Genomic DNA, 19,480 nt, shown 5'->3' with positions numbered 1-19,480 from the left:
AGCGGTTCCGGCGCGCCGCGGACGCGGCAGCGCAGCCCCGGTCAGGGCCGGTTGAGCTTCGCGGGGCCCGAGACGGTCGGGTCGCCGAGGATCCGGAAGCGCCAGGCGAAGCGTGCGGGGTCGCTCGCCTCCTCGCGCAGTCCGATCCGCGGGCCGGTCGCCACGACCGGTGCGGGGAATGCGGGCGAGCGCGGCTCGACGCGGAGGCCGGTGGCGGGGTCGCACAGGTCCGTGCCGTCATCGGCCCACGTCACGCCGCAGGCGACGGTCGCACGGGCCGGCCCGCGGGCGAGGTCGGCGTCGGTGCGGGTGACGCCGTGGGCGCTGCGTCGGGCGCGGGCCACGTCGAGACCCTCGACGATCTGCCCGGCACGGATCAGGCACCCGGTGCCGATCCCCTCGGCGTCGGCCACGACGTTCATGCACACGTGCAGGCCCATGTGGCGGTAGACGTAGAGGTGCCCGGGCGGCCCGAACATCGTGGCGTTGCGCCGGGTGCGGCCGCGATAGGCGTGGGAGCCGGGGTCCTCCGCGCCCACGTACGCCTCGACCTCGCTGATCCGCAGGCGGACCCCGCGCCCGACCAGCTCGCAGCCCAGCAGGAGCGGCGCGAGGTCCAGGACGGGACGGTCGAAGAAGGTGCGGGGGAGAGGGGCGCGCGGCTCGCGGGTCGGATCGGGCGGAGGCGTCGGCCCCGGGGGCGACGCCGGGGACGGCGGGCGCGTCACTTCAGCAGGCGCCGGACGACGGCAGTGACCTCGTCCATCTTCCGGTCGATCTCGGCGGGGTCCCCGGAAGCTGCGGCGTGCTGGACGCAGTGGTGGATGTGGTCGTCGGCCAGGGCCAGGGAGAAGGACTCGAGCGCCTTGGAGACCGCGGAGACCTGGGTGAGCACGTCGATGCAGTAGGTGTCGTCCTGGACCAGGCGCTGCAGGCCGCGGACCTGCCCCTCGATGAGCTTGAGACGGCGCAGGAAGGCGGCCTTGTCGCCGTGGTAGCCGGGCTCGTCGACGACCTCGCCCTCGGAGGCATCGACCACTTCGACCACCTCGTCGACGGCGGACGCGTCCGCCTCGCGCGGGGTGCTCACGACGGGTCCTGCAGGTGATCGACCAGCCGGGGTGCGTAGCCGACGTACGTCGCCGGGGTCAGCGCCAGCAGGCGCTCCTCCTCGGCGGCGGGAAGGGCCAGGTCGCGGACGAAGGCCCGCATCGCGTCCCCGTCCACGCGGTGGCCGCGGGTCAGCTCCTTGAGGCGCTCGTAGGGGTTGTCGAGGCCCCGGGCGCCCTGGACGCCCAGGGTCCGCATGACCGACTGGACCGCCTCGCCGAGCACCTCCCAGTTCCCGTCGAGGTCCTCGGCCATCGTCCGGGCGTCGACGTCCAGACCGGCGAGACCGCGGCGGAGGTTCGAGATCGCCAGCAGCGCGTGGCCCAGTGCCGGGGCGACGTTGCGCTGGGTGGTGGAGTCGGTGAGGTCCCGCTGCAGGCGTGAGGTCACGAGGGTCTGGGACAGGACGTCCAGCAAGGCCCCGGAGATCTCGAGGTTCGCCTCGGCGTTCTCGAAGCGGATGGGGTTGACCTTGTGGGGCATCGTCGAGGAGCCGGTGCCGCCCTGGGCCGAGAGCCGCTGGCGGAAGTAGCCCAGCGAGATGTAGGTCCAGACGTCGGTCGCGAAGTTGTGCAGGATCCGGCCGGCGCGGGCGATGTCCGCGTACACCTCGGCCTGCCAGTCGTGGGACTCGATCTGCGTGGTCAGCGGGTTCCAGGTGAGACCGAGGTGCTCGACGAAGGTGCGCGAGACCTGCTCCCAGTCGGTCCCGGGCACCGACACCGCGTGCGCCGCGTAGGTGCCGGTCGCGCCGTTGATCTTGCCCAGGGTCTGATCCGCCTCGACCCGGCGCTGCTGACGGCGCAGGCGGTGCACGAACACCGCGAGCTCCTTGCCCAGCGTGGTGGGCGTGGCGGGCTGGCCGTGGGTGCGTGAGAGCATCGGCACCTCGGCCGTGGCCTGCGCGAGCGTCTCGATCTCGCCGATCAGCGCCGCGTAGGCCGGCAGCCACACCTCGTGGACCGCGCCCCGGATCATGAGGGCGTAGGCCAGGTTGTTGATGTCCTCGCTGGTGCAGTAGATGTGCACGATCTCGGCGAGCGGGGCCAGCGACGTGCCCTCGAGGCGACGCTTGATGAAGTACTCGACGGCCTTGACGTCGTGCACCGTCTCCGCCTCGATCTCGGCGTGCTCGGCGATCCCCTCCGCGCCGAAGTCCTCCGGGATCGCCCGCAGCAGGGCGCGCTCCTCCTCGGTGAGGGGGCGAAGCCCGGGGATCGCCCCGCCGTCCAGGAGGTGGATCATCCACTCGGTCTCCACCACCAGGCGGGACCGGTTCAGCGCCGCCTCGGACAGATGGTCCACGAGCGGTGCCACCTGGGCGCGGTAGCGGCCGTCCAGCGGCGTGAGGGCGATCGGAGGGGTGATGTCGGCGAGGCTCTGCGGCATGGGGTCATTGTTCCAGACCGGGGCACGACTCCGGCGGGCGCCGGATCGCCCTGACGATCGACGAGAGCCGACCCGGGGCGCCGGCTCTCTCCGCGGTGCACGGGACCGACGTGACCAGCGCCCTCGTCGTGGACGAGGAGAGGGACCTCGGGGACGGGAGGCCCTCGAGGATGGCGGACGCGTCCGCCATGACCTCGTCGTGGGGGCGGCGGACTGCGTTGATCGGGGGCATTCCGCGCTCGTCGTCGATCTGCGATGGTCGGGAACCGATCGCCTCGATCGATCTGCGGACGTGCCGTGCCCTGGACCGCTGTGCCCTGCGACCCGGATCGGATCGGGCCCGGCGCCGGGTCATCCCGGAGTCGGATCCGGGTCCCCCTGCGAGCGGTCGTGCGCCGCGACGGGTCTGTCGACGATGGAGCCATGGACCCCGAAGCCACCGCGGCGACCACGCCGCCGAGCACCCATCTCCCGCAACGCGTCGCCTCCGCGCACGAGCCAGGTCGTCCGCCATCGGCGAGCAGGCCCTCGGCGGGGTCGAGCGGAAGGGCACCGGCCCCGCGCCTCGAAGCCCTCGACCTCGCCCGCCTGGTCGCGATCATCGGCATGTTCGTGACGCATCTGTTCATCCCGCTCGGTGGCGCTCCCGGCCTCACGGGGCTGGCCGCACGAGCCGGCTCCGTGCTCGCCGAGGGCAACGCCTCGACGCTGTTCGCCGTGGTCGGGGGATGCAGTCTCGTGCTGGCCTCCCGGGCCAGGATCGCCCGGGGTGACCGTCGAGGCGCCGTGGTCCAGGCACTCACCCGGGGCGCGCTGGTGACCGCCATCGGCCTGCTGCTCGGATTCATCCCCACGACGATCACGGTCGTCCTCGTCCCGCTGGGGCTGGCGATGATGATCGCCGCGCCCCTGCTGCTGGTGCGCAGCCGCTACCTGATCGCGGTCGTCGTCGTCCTCGCGGCGACCGGCGGCTGGATCAACGCGCAGGTGCGGTTCGCCCTGCAGATCGTCATGGAGATCGGCGGCCCGAGTCCGCTGGATCTCCTGCACCCCGTCGTCCTGGCCCGCGGACTCCTGCTGACCGGCACGTACCCGCTCATCACGTGGGTCCCCTACCTGCTGACCGGCATCGTCCTCGTCCGCACGCTGCTGACGGCCATCGACCGGGGACGCGAGCGCGACTGGGCCGTGCGCGCACTCCTGGTCGGTGCGGTGACGACGGCCGGGGCCCATCTCGTGTCGTGGGCCGTGGCGTCCTGGGCGAACTCCCAGGGGAACGAGGCGATGTTCGTCCACCTCCCCGGGTTCGGAGGTCCCGGGCACAGCTGGTGGAACCTGGCCCTGGCCAACACCCACACCGGGTCACCGGTGGACATGCTCGCGACCAGCGGGGCCGCGATCGCCGTGATCGGTCTGCTCTTCCTCCTGGTCCCTCCGCGCCGGCACCTGCAGTCGATGGCCGGCCGGGTGCTGCGCCGCACAGGTGCGGCGGCCCTGACCGTGTACACCGTGCACGTGATCCTGACGGGCATCGCCACGATCATCGCTCTGCTCACCACCTCCGGGGAGCTCGAGACGATGCCCTGGTACGTCGCAGGGGTGGGCGTGCTGATCTTCCACCTGGCCGTCGCGTTCGGTGTGGGCGCGCTGCTGGAGCGCAGAGGCGTTCGCGGGCCGCTCGAGGCGCTCGTGTCGAACGTGGCGGCGCGGGTGTCACGGGCGCGGTGACCTGTGTCGAGCACGGAGATGTGTGCGTCCCCCCGAGCACAGGTCTTGATCGACGGCGGGCGGCGTTGTCGGCGGCGCCTCGCGGGACGGCGTCCGGGCGGGGCGTCCGTCAGGGGATCGACGCGTCGGTGCACCCCGTCAGCGCGAGGATCGAGATCACCGCAACAGCGGTCGGTGCCGGGCCGCGCGTTCTGCCCCTCCAACAGATGGGGCGAGACTTGGACGACGTATGGAGGATCTCCCACGGACGATGCGTGATCGTCGGCGACCGGGGGTCGTGACAGGAGGGGCCTGGGGATACGACGTGGACCGGGCGCGCCGAGGCATTGTTCCGCGCGGTCCCCGACCGATGGACGTCCGCGCGACGCGTCCCCAGGCGGGATCAGCCGAGTGCGAGGTGCGTCCGGACGATGGCCAGGGCATGGTCCGGCACGAGATGGATACGTTCCAGCTCGGCAAGTGCCACCCATCGGGGTGCGTAGATGTTCGTCGTGCTGGATCGCGCGACCTCGGGACCACCGAGGACGGGTGCCCGGTGCGGGGCGCGCACCCGGAAGTACGTGGTCGATGCCAACACGGCCGGCGGGGACCGGAGCTCGGCGGTGACGACTCCGTGCAGGCCCGTCTCCTCCTCCAGCTCGCGGACGCACGCCGCACGCGCGGTCTCACCGGCCTCCACGCCACCGCCCGGCAGGACGGAGTACGCCCGTCCGTCCTTCCGGCGAGCGATCACCAGCAGCTCCCCGCCCTCGATCACCACCGCGACACTGCGATGCCTCATGCGATCTCCTGGGGATGGCGGACGGGACATGCGGTGCGGGGGGATCCGGGCGGACCGCTCGGACGCCGATCCGGCTCAGTCCTCCTTGCTGCCGTCCCCGGCGAAGGCCTCGACGATCGAGGTCAGCAGGCCCACGATCACACCCGCGATCAGCGCCCACCAGAAGCTGTCGAACGTGAGGGTCAGGCCGAACAGGCCCGACACCCAGCTCGCCAGCAACAGCATGAGCGCGTTGATGACCAGCAGGAACAGCCCCAGGGTCACGCACGTGATCGGCAACGACAGGAACGTCAGGATCGGCCGGATCAGCATGTCGATGAGGGAGAAGATCAGCGCGATCGCGAGGATCGTGAGGATCTGGGTCAGCAGGGGCGCCGAGTCGTCGCCCAGGTGCATGCCCGGCAGGATGAGCGCCGTGACCCACAGGGCGAGCGCGGTGATGATCAGGTGGCCGATGAAGCGCATGGACCCAGTGTCCCATCGGCGCCTGGGGACGCCTACCCTGTGCGCGTGACCTCCTCCGATCCCACGACCCCCGTCCCCGCCACCCCGGAAGCCCCGGAAGCCCCTGTCGAGCGGATCCGCCTGCGCGCGGCGCTCGACGCGCTCCCGGCCTACATCCCGGGTCGGCCCCCGGCCGACGACGGAGTGCACCGCTTCAAGGTCTCCTCGAACGAGTCGCACCTGCCGCCGCTGCCGGCCGTGCGCGAGGCGCTGCTCGGGGCGATCGACGGCCTGAACCGCTACCCGGACATGGCCGGGGCGGCGCTGCGCGAGGCCCTCGGCGCCGAGCACGGCGTGGACCCCTCACGGATCGCCCTGTCCACCGGGTCCGTCGCCGTGACCGGGGATCTCGTGCGGGCGCTCGTCGACCCAGGCGACGAGGTGGTCTACGCGTGGCGCTCCTTCGAGGCCTACCCGATCCTCGTGGGCACCCACGGGGGGACGTCCGTGCGGGTCCCGCTCACCGACCGCCTCGCGCACGATCTCGACGCGATGGCCGCGGCCGTCACCGACCGCACGCGCCTGGTGATCCTGTGCACGCCCAACAACCCCACCGGTCCCGCGCTCTCCGGGGCCCAGATCGAGGACTTCCTGGGGCGGGTGCCCGAGGACGTCGTCGTCGCGATCGACGAGGCCTACCGCGAGTTCGTCGATCCGGAGCGTCGTCCCGACACCGCCGCGATCCTCGCCGCGCACCCCAACGTGGTGCTGCTGCGCACCTTCTCCAAGGTCCAGGGGATCGCCGGCCTGCGGATCGGCTACGCCGTCGCGCACCCGCGACTGGCCCGGGCGCTGTCGCAGGTCACAGTGCCCTTCGGGGCGGGGACTCTCGCCCAGGCGGCGGCTCTCGCCTGCCTCACCCCGGCATCGCGCGAGGAGCTGGATCGCCGCACGGCGGCTGTCCGTGCCGAGCGCACCCGCGTCCTCGCCGGCCTCGAGGCCCAGGGCTGGGAGCTGCCTGACTCCCAGGGCAACTTCGTCTACCTCCCGCTCGGGACCCGCAGCGGCGAGTTCACCCGCTTCGCGGACGCGCGGGGACTGGTCGTGCGCGGCTACGGGGACGACGGCGTGCGTGTGACCATCGCCGAGCCCGAGGCGAGCGACCGGTTCCTCGCGATCGCGGGGGAGTGGATCGGAGCCTGAGGGGCGCAGCGCCGCTCGGGGTGCCGGGCGCGAGGACAACGGCCTGCTCAGGCCAGTCGTCCGGCTAGGTCCTCGGTCTCCTCGGGATCCAGCACCGCGGCGGGGTGCGGGCCCGCATGGCGCCAGCGCTCCGCGAGCGCCTCGACCTCCTCCCAGGACCGGGCCTCGGGGCTGACCCCGGGGCCCGCGGCCAGCACCAGGTTGCCCTCGCGGTCCAGCGCGAGCATGCCGGCATCGGCCAGGGTCCAGATGCCCGCGCAGCCCGCGGCGTCGGCGGCATCGGCCAGGGCGAGAGCCTGACCGGCCCAGAACCGCAGGCCCGGCTCGTCGCCCACGTTGACGACGAGCACGCCGCGTGCCGTGAGGCGGTCCAGCAGCAGGCGGTAGAAGTCCTCGGTCGCGAGATGGGCGGGGGAGTCCGCACCATCGAACACGTCCAGGACCACGGCGTCGAACATCTCGTCGTCCATGGCCTCGACGGCGTCGCGGGCATCGGCCACCAGGATCGTGACGTCGCCGCCTGCCGGCAGCGGCAGGGCGCGGAGCACCAGATCCGGCAGCTCGCGCTCGAGCTCGACCGCGACCTGGGGCGATCCGGGCCGGGTGGCCTGGACGTAGCGCGCCAGGGTCAATGCACCCGCGCCCAGGTGCAGGATGCGCAGGGGTGCGGCGGCTGCTGCGGCGGTGTCCAGGACGTTCGCGATGCGCCGCAGGTACTCGTACCGGATCGAGGTCGGATCGGCGAGGTCGACGTGCGACTGCTCGCGGCCGTCGATCTCGAGGATCCACGATGATCCCGGCACGTCGGGCGCGGCGTCGAGGGTGTCGGGCACGATCCGTGCGCTCGCCCCGGAGACGCTGAGACGGACCTGGGTCATGGGGATCTCCGTGAGGTCGAACGGTGCGCCGATCAGCTCGGGTGGGGAGCGGCGTGAAGGGACAGCATGCATGATGCCGCGCGGGACCGGACATGAGGTCCCGGAGTTCACCGCGCCGCTGTTCGCGGGGCATCGCCCACCGCGAGCAGTCCCCGGTGCGCCGTGCCGACGTCTTTCCTGCGGGACGGTGGTTCGGATCACGTCTCCGTGAGTCCCGTGAGGTCGTGGACGCCAGCGCCCCGTCCGCATACGCTGGTCCACGGCAATACTTTCAGAGAGGAAACAACATGCCCTTCAGTCTCGGCATCATCGGGATCGGCCAGTTCGGCACCCACTTCGCCCAGCTCTTCGCAGCCCACCCCGAGATCGACGCCGTCTACGCCGTCGACTCCGTCCCCGAGCGCATCGACGCCTACGAGGCCCAGGAGTCGAGGTTCGCGGGCCGCTTCGACACCGTCGAGGAGCTCCTGGCCTCGGACGTCGACGCCGTCGCGATCTTCACCCAGCGCTGGACCCACGGCACCATCGCGCTGCAGGCGCTCGCCGCGGGCAAGCACGTGTACTCCGCCGTGCCCATGTCCATCGACGAGGACGAGATCCGGGCGATCACCGCCGAGGTCGAGCGTACGGGCCTCGTGTACATGATGGGTGAGACCAGCCAGTACAACGCCGCTGTCGTGCTGGGCCGTCGCCTCCACCGCGCGGGAGCCTTCGGCGAGGTGTTCTACGCCGAGGGCGACTACGTCCACGACATGGACCTCGGCTTCTACGACGCCTACAAGTACTCCGGCGGCGAGGAGTGGAAGGCCACCGCCTCCTACCCGCCCATGCTCTACCCGACCCACTCGATCGGCGGGGTGCTCGGCGTCCTCGGGGATCGTCACGCCGTGTCCGTCTCCTGCCTGGGCCGGCCCGACACCCGCGGCGACGGCGTGTTCGACCGCGAGGTCTCCCAGTTCGACAACGACGTGTCCAACGCCTTCGCGCTGTTCGGCATGGACAACGGCGGCGCCTTCCGCACCAACGAGCTGCGCCGCGTGGGCTACCCCTCGCACATCCGGGAGTCCCGCTTCCGCTTCTTCGGCGAGGAGGCGAGCTTCGAGGAGACGGTCGACGTCACCTACGTGCACGACAAGGAGCACGTCGTCGATGTGACGGGGCTCGTGAGCACCGACGCGACGATGAGCCTGGACGACCCGCGTCTGGCCAACGTGTCCCCGGCCCTGCGCGACGCCTTCGTCGCGGGCATGGCCTCGGTGCATCTCAGCGACCGCCTGCCCGAGGAGTTCGCGGGCCTGCCCAACGGGCACGAGGGCGCCCACCACTTCCTGGTCGACGACTTCGCCCAGGCGGTCGTGTCCGGCACGCAGCCCGTGGTCAACGCCTGGCGCGCAGCCCGCTACACCCTGCCCGGCATCATCGCCCACCGGTCGATGCGCGAGGACGGCGTGCGCCTGGAGGTCCCGGACCTCGGGGAGTGCCCGCTGCCGGTGCAGGATCTCGACGCCGACGCCGAGGCGCTGGCGATCACGGAGCTCGAGGCGCTGGTGGAGGCCGGACGGGCGGAGTGAGCGGGGCCGGGTGCGTCATGGTGGCTCCGGTGCAGGCGCGTCGGGTCGGCGTCCCGTCACGTGCTCCCGGTTCCCCCTGGGCGCGGGACGTCCTCACTCAGGTAGGCCCCATGTTCGGGCTTGCTGAGCGAGGACGTCCCGTGCCTGCCCGATCTCCGGTGCTGAACGGGCTCGAGCGCCGATGGGCAGAAGGGCGCGCGTCGCTGGTGTCCGGCCCCCGGGTGGGACCGGTCATTTCCCCCCCCGGGGCGGGACGTCCTCGCTCAGGTGGGCCCATATACGGGCGTACTGAGTGAGGACGTCCCGTGCCCCCCGATCGGACGTCGCCAAGGGCGCCCGGGGCCGGACGTGCCGTGAGACGGGTGCGCCCCGGCCCGGGGCCGGACGTGCCGGTGGTCGAGGGCGATCCCGGCCCGGGGTCGAGCGTGCCGAAGGACGGGTGCGCCCCCGGCTCGGGGCCGAGTCCGCCGACGCCGATGGCCGGGTGCGCCAGCACGCCGGGGCCGGACGTGCCGCCGTTTGGGGCGGGGGCGCCTCAGGCCAGGTGCAGAACCTGGCTGCGCCGCCCACCCGGACCGCCGGACCCGGGACCCGCCCCTGTGACACCCTGGTCCGGTGAAGGCATACGTGGTGTGGGGGGCAGGGGTGCTCGCCTACACCTCCGCCGTGCTGCAGCGCACCACCCTGGGCGTGTCCGGGACCGAGGCGGCGAGCAGGTTCGACGCGTCGGCGTCGGTCGTCTCCGTGTTCGTCGTGGTCCAGCTGCTCGTCTACGCGCTGGGGCAGATCCCTGCCGGTCTGCTCCTGGACCGCTACGGCTCCCGCGTCACGCTGACCGCCGGGGCGCTGCTCATGGCGCTCGGGCAGGTGCTCATCGCCCACAGCGACGACGTGGGCCTGGCGATCCTCGCCCGTGTGGTCGTCGGAAGCGGCGACGCGCTGACCTTCGTGAGCGCGGTGCGGCTCGTCTCCGCATGGCTGCCGGCGCGCCGGGTGCCACTGTTCACCCAGCTCACCGGGCTCATCGGCCAGGCCGGGCAGATCCTCTCCGCGATCCCCTTTCTCGCCCTCCTGCACTCCCAGGGGTGGACCGCGGCGTTCACGGCGTCGGCCGCGGTGTCGCTCGGGGCCGCGGTGATCGCCGTCGTGCTCGTGCGCGGCGCCCCGGCCGGGACGCCCCGTCCGGTCTCGCGCGGCCTGCGGCGGATCCCCTCGGAGATCGCCGCGATCATCGGCCACCCCGCGACGCGCCTGGGCTTCTGGTCCCACTTCACGGCAGGCTTCCCCGGCATCGTCTTCGCGCTCATGTGGGGGTTCCCGTACATGACGCAGGGGGAGGGGCTGAGCCTGGCGACCGCGTCCGCGGTCATGAGCGTGCTGGTCATCGCCGGTGTGTTCGCCGGGCCTCTGATCGCGGCGATGACGCAGCGTCACCCCCTGCGGCGCTCGACCCTCGTGCTGATCGTCACCGCCGGGCACGCGCTGCCGCTGCTGGCGATCGTGCTCTGGCCGGGGCCCGCGCCGCTGTGGCTGATCGTGGTGATGGTGATCGGCTTCGCCGTGGGCGGTCCCGGCTCGGGAGTCGGCTTCGACTTCCCGCGCACGGCCCTGCCCGGGCAGCGCCTGGGGACCGCGACCGGTGTGGTGATCATGGGCGCGTTCTCCGGCGCCCTCCTCGGGGTGCTGCTGATCGGGCTGCTGCTCGATGCGTTCCGCGGCGCCGGGGCGAGCGAGTTCACGGCGTTCCGGCTGGCCTTCGCCGTGCAGCTGCCGCTGCTGGCGGTGGGCGTGATCGGCATGCTCGGTGCGCGGCGGGCGCTGCGCCGGCGGATGGCGGAGGTCGGGCGCACCGTGCCCTCGTGGCGCGAGGTGTGGCACAACGGCCGATGGCGCAGGCTCTGAGCGGAGCGCGCCATGGGTCGAGCCGGCCGGGGCGAACCGAGCCGGTCGGGTCCGGCTCGGAGCGGCCGAGGCCGCGTGCTGGTCCTGCCCGGCGCGCACGACGCGGGCCCACGGACGTCTCCGACGCGGGCCCACGGACGTCTCCGAGGCGGGCCCACGGCTGCCTCCGGCGTGCACGACGCGGGCCCACGGCCGTCCCCGGCACGCACGATGCGGGCCCGGTGCCGTCCCCGGCGGCATCCCGTGCAGGTGCCCCGCCGCCACCGCCGGGCGACCCCGCGCCGACGCCTGTGACGTCCCCCGCCTCCCTTGACCTTACGGAACCGTAGGTTAGGGTGTGATCCCGTGAGCGTCTTCCGCACCACCATCCCCGCCGACCCCGCCGAGGAACCGCTGGTCCAGCTCCTGGCCCCGGACGGCACACGCACGCCGCACGACGAGCTCGACCCCGTCATCTCGGACCTGACCTCGGACGATCTTCGCGGCTTCTACCGCGACATGGTGATCGTGCGCGCCGCAGACCTCGAGGCCACGAGCCTGCAGCGCCAGGGTCAGCTGGGCCTGTGGGCCAGCGCCCTGGGCCAGGAGGGCGCCCAGATCGGCGCCGGGCACGCCGCCCGTCCTCAGGACTACCTCGTCCCGACCTACCGCGAGCACGGCCTCGCCTGGGCCCGCGGCATCGAGCCCATGCGGCTGCTGGAGATGTACCGCGGGATCTCCCACTGCGGATGGGACCCGCACGAGCTGCGCACCCACCCGTACATGATCGTGCTCGGCGCTCAGACGCCCCACGCAGTCGGCTACGGGATGGGTCTGCAGCGCGACGGCGTCGTCGGCACCGGGGACACGGAGACCGACACCGCGGTCCTCGCCCTGTTCGGGGACGGCACCTCCTCCGAGGGGGAGGTCTCCGAGTCCTTCACCTTCGCCGCCTCGTTCCAGGCGCCGGTGGTCTTCTACACCCAGAACAACCAGTGGGCGATCTCCGTGCCCACCTCCGTGCAGTCCCGGGTGCCGCTGGCCCAGCGCTCCCGCGGCTGGGGCATCCCGAGCGCCCGCGTCGACGGCAACGACGTGCTGGCCTGCCTCGCGACCACCCGCATCGCCCTGGACGCCGCGCGCGCCGGGCAGGGCCCGCGCTACCTCGAGGCGCTCACCTACCGCATGGCCGCCCACACCACCAGCGACGACCCGACCCGCTACCGCGCCCGCGCCGAGGAGGAGGAGTGGGCCGCCAAGGACCCGATCCTGCGCCTGCGCCTGCACCTCGAGCAGGCCGACGAGATCGACCGGGCCTTCGTCTCCCGCTGCGACGAGGAGGGGCACGACCTCGCGATGCGCCTGCACGAGCACATCCACGCGATGCCCGATCCGGACCCCCGCACCCTGTTCGACCACGTCTACGCCGAGCCCCACCCCCTCGTGGAGGAGGAGCGGGCAGGCTTCGACGCCTACCTCGACCAGTTCGAGGACGCCGCCGACGCCCAGACCGAGGAGGCCGGCCGATGACCACCACCCAGCTCCCGATCGCCAAGGCGATCACCGCGGGCCTGCGCGACGCGATGCGGGCCGACGACCACGTGCTGCTCATGGGCGAGGACATCGGCGTGCTCGGCGGCGTGTTCCGCGTGACCGACGGGCTGCTCGCCGAGTTCGGCGCCCAGCGTGTGGTCGACACCCCGCTGGGTGAGGCGGGGATCATCGGCACCGCCGTGGGTCTGGCTTTCCGCGGCTACCGCCCCGTCTGCGAGATCCAGTTCGACGGCTTCGTGTTCCCCGCCTTCAACCAGATCACCACGCAGGTCGCCAAGATGCACTACCGCACGGGCGGTCGCGTGAACATCCCGTTGGTCATCCGCATCCCGCACGGCGGCGGGATCGGCGCGATCGAGCACCACTCCGAGAGCCCCGAGGCGCTGTTCGCCCACACCGCGGGCCTGCGGATCATCGCCCCGGCCACCGCGCAGGACGGCTACTGGATGACCCGCCAGGCCATCGAGTCCGAGGATCCCGTGATCGTCCTGGAGCCCAAGCGCCGCTACTGGGTCAAGGGCGACGTCGACACGTCCACCCGACCCGAGCTGGGCCTGCACCAGGCGGCGGTGGTCCGACCCGGCACCGACGCCACGCTCCTGGCCTGGGGACCGAGCGTCCCGCTGGTGCTCGAGGCCGCGGCGGCCGCCGCCGAGGACGACATCGACCTCGAGGTCATCGACGCCCGCAGCATCTCGCCGCTGGACATCGACACGATCGCCGCCTCCGTGCAGCAGACGGGCCGCCTCGTGATCGTCCACGAGGCCCCCGTGTACGGAGGGATCGGCGGGGAGATCGCCGCCCGCGTGAGCGAGCGATGCTTCTACCATCTGGAGGCACCGGTGCTGCGCGTCGGCGGCTTCCACACGCCGTACCCGCCCGCGCGCATGGAGGGGTCCTATCTCCCCGACCTCGATCGTGTCCTCGACGGCGTGGACCGCGTCCTGGCCGGCTGAACCGACCTCCCGGGGCGGCGCATCCGATCGGGCCGGCACCTCCGGTCGGGCCCGCCGATCCGACCGAACCGCAGACCTCGATCCGACCGCAGACCCCGTTCCCACCGCAGACCCCGACCGGACCGCAGGCCCTGACCGCCAGGGCACCACCCGTCCGCCCGGCCCGCCTCGACCTCACGCCCCGTCCGCCCCGCGAAAGGCTCAGCTCATGACCCACCTCGTGCAGATCCGACTCACCGACCCCGGCGAGGGCCTCACCGAGGCCGAGATCATCGACATCAAGGTGGCCGTCGGCGACCGCGTCGAGATCAACCAGGCGATCGTCGAGGTCGAGACCGCGAAGTCCGCCGTCGAGCTCCCCAGCCACGTCGCGGGCACCGTCACCCAGGTGCTCGTGGCCGTCGGCGAGGAGGTCGAGGTGGGCGCCCCGCTCGTCGAGGTCGACACCGACGGGGGGCCCGTGCCTGCCGCCTCGGCCGCAGGGGACGCGCCCGCCACCGCAGCTCCGGGGGCGGGCGATCCCGCCGCGCCCGCCGACGGATCGTCCGCGCCCGTCGAGCCCGACCCCACCGCCGCCGAGACCGCCTCCGCCGTCGACGCCGCGGTCGCCGAGGCCGCCGTCGGGGAGCCCTCCGCCGACGAGACGTCCGAGCCCGCCGCGAGCGACGACGCCCCCAAGAACCTCGTCGGCTACGGCTCCCGGGAGTCCGGGGCGCCGCGCCGTCGCCGCCGCCGCGGCGCGCTGGCCCAGGACGACGAGCAGCAGGTCCCGCTGGACCGCGTGCTCGCCAAGCCCCCCGTGCGCAAGCTCGCCCGCGACCTCGGGATCGCGCTCGCCGACGTCCTGGCGACGGGGCCCGGCGGCACCGTGACCCGCGAGGACGTCCTCGCGGCCCAGCAGCGCGCGATCTCGGGCACGCCCGCCGTGCCCCAGAGCACCGGCGACTACTTCCCCGACGAATCGCCCCAGGCCCCCGCCGGCCTCGGGGAGTCCATGAAGTCCAGCCGCAACCAGGCCTTCCCCGGGGTCACGAGCGACGAGCGCACCACGCGGGTCCCGATCCGCTCGGTGCGCAAGCGCACCGCCGAGGCGATGGTCTCCTCCGCCTTCACCGCACCCCATGTCACCGTCTTCAACGAGATCGACATGACCGCCACGATGGACCTCGTGGCCCGCCTGCGCGCCGAGCGGGAATGGGCCGACGTGCACGTCTCGCCGCTGGTGATCGTCGCCAAGGCGCTGCTCGTGGCGATCCGCCGCAACCCCGAGGTCAACGCCTCCTGGGACGAGGCCGCCCAGGAGATCGTCTACAAGCACTTCGTGAACCTCGGGATCGCCGCCGCCACCCCGCGCGGGCTGATCGTCCCCAACATCAAGGACGCCCACCTGCTGACCCTGCGCGAGCTGGCCGACGGCATCAGCGAACTGGCCCGCACCGCCCGCGCCGGCCGCACGCCGCTGGCCGCGACCCGCGAGGGCACCATCACCATCACGAACTTCGGCGTGTTCGGCATCGACTCCGGCACGCCGATCCTGAACCCGGGGGAGTCGGTGATCCTGGGCCTGGGCGCCGTCAAGGAGAAGCCGTGGGTCGCGGACGGCCAGATCGTCACGCGCCGCGTGGCCCAGCTCGCCCTGAGCTTCGACCACCGCCTCATCGACGGGGCGCTGGGCAGCGAGCTGCTGCGCGACATCTCCCGCGTCCTCGAGGAACCCGAGATGGGACTCGTGTGGGGCTGACCCGTACCCTGGGACGGTGACCACCGAGCCCCGACCGCGCCGCGAGGACCCGCGGATGCACACGGTCGAGATGGCCGCCATCGCGATCCCCTGGGATCCCGAGGACGGGGACGGCCCGACCCGATCGCGCCGCGGTCCGCTCACGACCCGTGAGGTCGCACTCCTGGTCGCCGGCGGCGGCGCCCTCGGCGCCCTGGCCCGCTGGTCCATCGAGCTGCTGCTCCCGGCCACCTACACCCCCACCCTCATCGAGGTCCCGTGGGGCACCCTGCTGGCCAACCTCCTCGGCTGCCTGGGGCTGGGCGCCCTGACCGGCGTGCTCGAGGTGCGCCCGCGGGTCCCTCGCTGGATGCAGCCGTTCCTGGGCCTCGGGTTCTGCGGCAGCTTCACCACCGTCTCGGCCGTCGTGCTCCAGATCTCCGCCGCTGTCGGCGCGGACTTCCCGCTGGTGGGCCTGCAGTACGGCGTGGGCACCGTCGTCACCGCCGTGACGGGCATCGTCGCAGGGCTGCTGCTGGGGCGCCGGCTGGGACGACGATCCGCCCCGCGCCGGACGGGAGCGGGACGATGATGGCGCTGGCCGCCGTCCTCGCGGTCGCCGTCGGCGGTGCTCTCGGCGCCCTCGGCCGCTGGGGCCTCATCGAGCTGTCCGTGCGGCTGCGCGGCCGCCCCACGACGCCGTCGATCCCCTGGCCCACCCTCGTCGCCCACGTGATCGGCTGCTTCCTGCTGGGGATCGTCGCCGCGCTCGTCGGCTCCTCCTCGTCCCGCCTCGGGGACCTGCTCTACCTGCTGTTCGCGGTGGGGCTGGCCGGGAGCCTGTCGGTGATGAGCACCGGCGCCCTCGAGGTCGTGGATCTCGTGCGTCGTGGAGCCCCCGTCATCGCCCTGGGATACGTGCTCGTCGCGGCCGGGGCGGGCATGGCCGCGCTGTGGCTAGGCTTGGTGCTCGCCACGTGACGGCCCGCCCGAAGGGCGACAGCACCCCGATCCGGCCGCAAGGCCCGGTGATCGCAGGCGTCGTCCTGGTCCTCGCGGTGCTCGCGGCCATCTCCGTGATCGCCGCCGCCGCGGCCGGCGGGCCCGCCGCGATCGTCCTGGCCAACGCCGGCGCGATCGCCCGCCACGGTGCGCCCGTCACCGCGCTCGTCTCGGACCTGACCGGCAGCCTCGTGCTCGGCGGCGCCGTCGTCGCGGGCTTCGTGCTGCGCGACCCCCAGGACCGCCGGCGCGCCCTGTCGGTCCTCATGATCGCCGCGTGCATCTGGACCGTCGCACAGCTGGCCTCCCTGCTGGTCGGGTATGCCGTGGCGACGGGCCAGCCCATCGGATCCCCGAACTTCGGCTCCGACCTGGGCGTCTACGTCACGACGGACCTCGGCGCCTGGCTGCTGACGAGCCTCGTGCTCGCGGCGCTGACCACCGCGCTCGCGGCGGGCGCCTCGACGCGGGGCGCCGCACGCCTGGTGACGGTCGGGGCCGCGGCGAGCATCGCCGCCAAGGCGATGACCGGCCACGCCTCCGGCAGCGTGGGCCACGAGACCGCCACCTCGACGATCCTGGTCCACCTGCTGGCCGTGGGGGTGTGGCTGGGAGGGCTCGCCATGCTCCAGCTGCTGCCCGCCCGCAGCCGCGACGACGGCGCCGTGATCCGCGGCTACTCGCGGCTCGCGCTGGCGTGCTGGGTGGCGCTGGCCGCGAGCGGCACCTGGGCCCTCGTGGTCCGGATGAACGGGCCCGAGGACATCCTGACCAGCGCCTACGTGCAGCTGGGGCTCATGAAGTCGGTGCTGCTGCTCGTGCTCGCCGGCGCCGGGGTGCTGCAGCGACGGCTGCTGGCGGCCGACGGGCGCTTCGACGCGGGGCTCTACCGCCGTCTCGCGCTGCTCGAGCTCGCGCTCATCGGGCTCGCCGTCGCGCTCGCGGCGGCGATGAGCAGCTCGCCGCCGCCGGCGGACCAGACCCTCGTGGGCACCACGGCCGCCGAGACCCTCACCGACTACCCGCTGCCGGCCGCCCCGACCCTCGTGCACGTCCTGTCGGCGTGGCGCCCGGATGCGTTCGCGTTCGCGGCGGTGTTCGTGATCGTCCTGGCGTGGTGGTGGCCGACCGCCCCCGCGCGGCCGCGCCGCCGCACCGTCGTGCTGCTCGCCGGCGTCGCGGCGCTGCTCGTGCTCACCTCCGGTCCGCTCGCGGTGTACGCGAAGGTGCTCTTCAGCGCGCACCTGGCTCTGCACGTGGCCCTGCTGACGGTCGCGGGGCCGCTCCTGGGGATCGCCGCGGGACGCGGCCTGACATGGCCCGCGCGCGTGCCCGTCGCCATGCGTGCCACCGCGGCCGGGGCCCTCGCGGTGCTGCTCCCGGCCGCGGTCTACGCGACGGGGCTGCTGCGGCTCGCCCTGGAGTCCCACATCGGCCATCTCGCCCTGCTCGTCGGGTGCACGGCGCTCGGCGCCCTCCTGGCCGCCGCGATCCGCACCAGCTCCTGGGCGGTCGCGGGCGCCGGGGCGTGCCTCGTCGGGGCGGGGATCGTCCTGGCCACCGGCAGTGCCGTCGCGGCGCCGTCCTGGTTCGGCGCCACCGGGAGGCCCTGGCTGGCCGATGCCCTGGTCGATCAGCAGCGTGCCGGATGGGCGCTGCTGGTGTGGTCGGTCCTCTGGGTGATCGCCGCGCTCGCGGTGGCGCGGATCCCCGCGAGCTCTCAGCGGGGCGGCGCCGGCAGGCGGTCCGCCGCGGAGTCCTCGCCGAGCACGGTCTCGACGGCGCGCAGCCGCGCCGCGAGGTCGCCGCGATCCACGAAGGGCAGCTGACCGGGTTCGAGCACGCGCCGCGGGGTCGCCTGGCGCCGGGAGAGGTCCTGGATCCGCTCGAGGCCCTCGGCCAGGCGGCCGCGCAGGCCCTCCTCGGGGCGGCCATCGGCTCGCGGCGCGTGCGCCGGGACGGCGTCGTCGCTGCCGCGTCGCAGGCGCCGGAACGCCTCGGCGCCCGGGTCGCCGTCGCGCACGGCACGCAGGAAGCGTGCGGCGATCCGCGCCTGCTGGGCCAGCAGCGGCCAGGGGCTCCCGGCCACCCGCACCTGGCCCAGCAGCACGAGGTCGTCGCGGCCGCGCGGGAAGGCCCCCAGGAACAGGTCCCGGGTCCCGGCGCCGCTCGTGGGCAGGAGGTCGGCGGGCAGGAACTGCGCGCCCTCCTGGTAGCCGGTTGCCAGCACGATCACGTCGGGCTCGAGGCGGGAGCCGTCGACCAGGCGCACCGCGCCGTCGTCCTCGAGGGCCGAGACGTCCGCGGCGGGACGCACGCGGCCCTCCTGGATGCGGGACAGGACGTCGTCGGAGACGATCACACGGTCCTCGAGCAGGGGTGCCTGCGGGGCGGGCAGCCCCACCTTCTCGGGGGCGCCCACGGTGCGCCGCACGACGGTCTCGGCGATCCGGGCGTTGAGGGGGCCCAGCAGCGCGGGCTCACGGGCGACGGCCACGTCCCCGGGGGTCCCGGCGATGCTGCGCGGCACCACCCAGTGCCCGGTGCGGATCGACCAGCGCACCTCGAGGGCACGGGTCGCGGCGTCCACCGCGATGTCCGCGGCGGACTGCCCGGAGCCGACGACCAGAACGCGACGGCCCTCGAGGCCCTGGGCCCCGTTCCAGTCGCGGGCGTGGACCACGCGGACCTCCCGGCCCAGCTCGCGGTCGGCGACACCGCGCGCCCAGGTGGGCAGGTGGGGCACCGAGCTGGTGCCGGTGGCCACGATCAGCGCCCGGTACACGGAGATCTCACCGGTGGACAGCTCCACCTGCCACACGTTCTCGTCGAAGGGAACGGCGGTGCGCACGGTCACGCCGGGACGGAAGTGCTCGGTGAGGTCGTGGCGGGCGGCATAGGCCCGCAGGTACTTGGTGAGCTGCTCGGCGCTCGGGAAGGCCGGGAACGACGCCGGCATGAGCAGGTCCTCGAACTGCGTCAGGTCCCGCGAGGTGATGGGGGCCATGGCCTGCCACACGGGGGACTGCGCCTCGCCGTTCCAGATCCCGCCCACGTCCTGGCCGGGATCGACGATGAGGAAGGGGACCCCGGCGGCCTGCAGGGCGGCACCGGCTGCGAGTCCCGCCGGGCCCGCGCCCACCACGAGCACCGTGTCGCGCGTGGGGATCGGGTTCTCGGGGTGAGAGGACATCGGGGCGCCTTCCGGGGGAGTTCGAGGACGGGACCATCCTAGGTGGCCGTGTGGTGCGCCGTGGTGGCGC

At 73.5% G+C, this 19,480-nt stretch carries 17 protein-coding genes; 10 read left to right on the top strand and 7 right to left on the bottom strand.

Annotated features, from left to right (window positions below):
• Positions 1-41: 41 nt before the first annotated feature.
• Genes ACT3TZ_RS07465 through purB form a run of 3 tightly spaced genes read right to left on the bottom strand, consistent with a single transcriptional unit; the run spans position 42 to position 2,499 of the window.
• A complete protein-coding gene (locus tag ACT3TZ_RS07465; RefSeq protein WP_444582772.1) occupies positions 42-728 on the bottom strand; it encodes a DNA-3-methyladenine glycosylase in 687 nt (228 codons plus the stop codon).
• Positions 725-1,090 (bottom strand): metal-sensitive transcriptional regulator, encoded by a 366-nt coding sequence (locus tag ACT3TZ_RS07460; protein ID WP_444582771.1) that lies wholly within the window; start codon positions 1,088-1,090, stop codon positions 725-727. The genes ACT3TZ_RS07465 and ACT3TZ_RS07460 overlap by 4 nt, the downstream gene beginning before the upstream one ends.
• Positions 1,087-2,499, bottom strand: coding sequence for an adenylosuccinate lyase (purB, locus tag ACT3TZ_RS07455; RefSeq protein WP_444582770.1), 1,413 nt, complete (start codon positions 2,497-2,499; stop codon positions 1,087-1,089). Before purB ends, ACT3TZ_RS07460 begins: the two co-directional genes overlap by 4 nt.
• A 423-nt stretch (positions 2,500-2,922) precedes the next feature.
• Between purB and ACT3TZ_RS07450 the strand changes: the two genes are divergently transcribed.
• A complete protein-coding gene (locus ACT3TZ_RS07450; protein ID WP_444582769.1) occupies positions 2,923-4,227 on the top strand; it encodes a heparan-alpha-glucosaminide N-acetyltransferase domain-containing protein in 1,305 nt (434 codons plus the stop codon).
• Positions 4,228-4,609: 382 nt separating this feature from the next.
• Here ACT3TZ_RS07450 and ACT3TZ_RS07445 read toward each other — a convergent pair whose 3' ends face one another.
• Both ACT3TZ_RS07445 and ACT3TZ_RS07440 read right to left on the bottom strand, forming a co-directional pair.
• Positions 4,610-5,008 (bottom strand): NUDIX domain-containing protein, encoded by a 399-nt coding sequence (locus ACT3TZ_RS07445; protein WP_444582768.1) that lies wholly within the window; start codon positions 5,006-5,008, stop codon positions 4,610-4,612.
• 75 nt (positions 5,009-5,083) lie between these two features.
• A complete protein-coding gene (locus tag ACT3TZ_RS07440) occupies positions 5,084-5,473 on the bottom strand; it encodes a phage holin family protein (protein WP_444582767.1) in 390 nt (129 codons plus the stop codon).
• Positions 5,474-5,518: 45 nt separating this feature from the next.
• Here ACT3TZ_RS07440 and ACT3TZ_RS07435 point away from each other — a divergent pair, with 45 nt between their 5' ends.
• Positions 5,519-6,655: a histidinol-phosphate transaminase gene (locus ACT3TZ_RS07435; protein WP_444582766.1), complete on the top strand. Its 1,137-nt coding sequence runs from the start codon at positions 5,519-5,521 to the stop codon at positions 6,653-6,655.
• Between the two features lie 47 nt (positions 6,656-6,702).
• On the opposite strand, the gene ACT3TZ_RS07430 is transcribed toward ACT3TZ_RS07435, so the two are convergent.
• A complete protein-coding gene (locus tag ACT3TZ_RS07430) occupies positions 6,703-7,533 on the bottom strand; it encodes a spermidine synthase (RefSeq protein ID WP_444582765.1) in 831 nt (276 codons plus the stop codon).
• Between the two features lie 287 nt (positions 7,534-7,820).
• Here ACT3TZ_RS07430 and ACT3TZ_RS07425 point away from each other — a divergent pair, with 287 nt between their 5' ends.
• The 8 genes from ACT3TZ_RS07425 to ACT3TZ_RS07390 all read left to right on the top strand — a co-directional run bounded on the left by ACT3TZ_RS07425 (position 7,821) and on the right by ACT3TZ_RS07390 (position 18,046).
• Positions 7,821-9,104, top strand: coding sequence for a Gfo/Idh/MocA family protein (locus ACT3TZ_RS07425; protein ID WP_444582764.1), 1,284 nt, complete (start codon positions 7,821-7,823; stop codon positions 9,102-9,104).
• Positions 9,105-9,719: 615 nt separating this feature from the next.
• Positions 9,720-11,006, top strand: coding sequence for an MFS transporter (locus ACT3TZ_RS07420; RefSeq protein ID WP_444582763.1), 1,287 nt, complete (start codon positions 9,720-9,722; stop codon positions 11,004-11,006).
• Positions 11,007-11,351: 345 nt separating this feature from the next.
• Positions 11,352-12,515, top strand: a complete 1,164-nt coding sequence (locus ACT3TZ_RS07415; RefSeq protein ID WP_444582762.1) for a thiamine pyrophosphate-dependent enzyme — start codon at positions 11,352-11,354, stop codon at positions 12,513-12,515.
• Positions 12,512-13,495, top strand: coding sequence for an alpha-ketoacid dehydrogenase subunit beta (locus ACT3TZ_RS07410; RefSeq protein WP_444582761.1), 984 nt, complete (start codon positions 12,512-12,514; stop codon positions 13,493-13,495). Before ACT3TZ_RS07415 ends, ACT3TZ_RS07410 begins: the two co-directional genes overlap by 4 nt.
• Positions 13,496-13,703: 208 nt before the next feature.
• Positions 13,704-15,236, top strand: a complete 1,533-nt coding sequence (locus ACT3TZ_RS07405; protein ID WP_444582760.1) for a dihydrolipoamide acetyltransferase family protein — start codon at positions 13,704-13,706, stop codon at positions 15,234-15,236.
• Between the two features lie 16 nt (positions 15,237-15,252).
• A complete protein-coding gene (locus ACT3TZ_RS07400; RefSeq protein WP_444582759.1) occupies positions 15,253-15,807 on the top strand; it encodes a FluC/FEX family fluoride channel in 555 nt (184 codons plus the stop codon).
• Positions 15,804-16,196: a fluoride efflux transporter FluC gene (locus tag ACT3TZ_RS07395; RefSeq protein WP_444582758.1), complete on the top strand. Its 393-nt coding sequence runs from the start codon at positions 15,804-15,806 to the stop codon at positions 16,194-16,196. The genes ACT3TZ_RS07400 and ACT3TZ_RS07395 overlap by 4 nt, the downstream gene beginning before the upstream one ends.
• Positions 16,193-18,046, top strand: coding sequence for a cytochrome c oxidase assembly protein (locus ACT3TZ_RS07390; protein ID WP_444582757.1), 1,854 nt, complete (start codon positions 16,193-16,195; stop codon positions 18,044-18,046). Before ACT3TZ_RS07395 ends, ACT3TZ_RS07390 begins: the two co-directional genes overlap by 4 nt.
• Here the strand turns inward: ACT3TZ_RS07390 and ACT3TZ_RS07385 are convergent.
• Positions 17,938-19,410: a flavin-containing monooxygenase gene (locus ACT3TZ_RS07385; RefSeq protein ID WP_444582756.1), complete on the bottom strand. Its 1,473-nt coding sequence runs from the start codon at positions 19,408-19,410 to the stop codon at positions 17,938-17,940. The genes ACT3TZ_RS07390 and ACT3TZ_RS07385 overlap by 109 nt on opposite strands.
• Positions 19,411-19,480 lie beyond the last annotated feature (70 nt).

Source organism: Brachybacterium sp. AOP25-B2-12 (assembly GCF_052378625.1).
Taxonomy (GTDB): domain Bacteria; phylum Actinomycetota; class Actinomycetes; order Actinomycetales; family Dermabacteraceae; genus Brachybacterium.
This window is presented reverse-complemented; position numbering and strand designations above follow the sequence as displayed.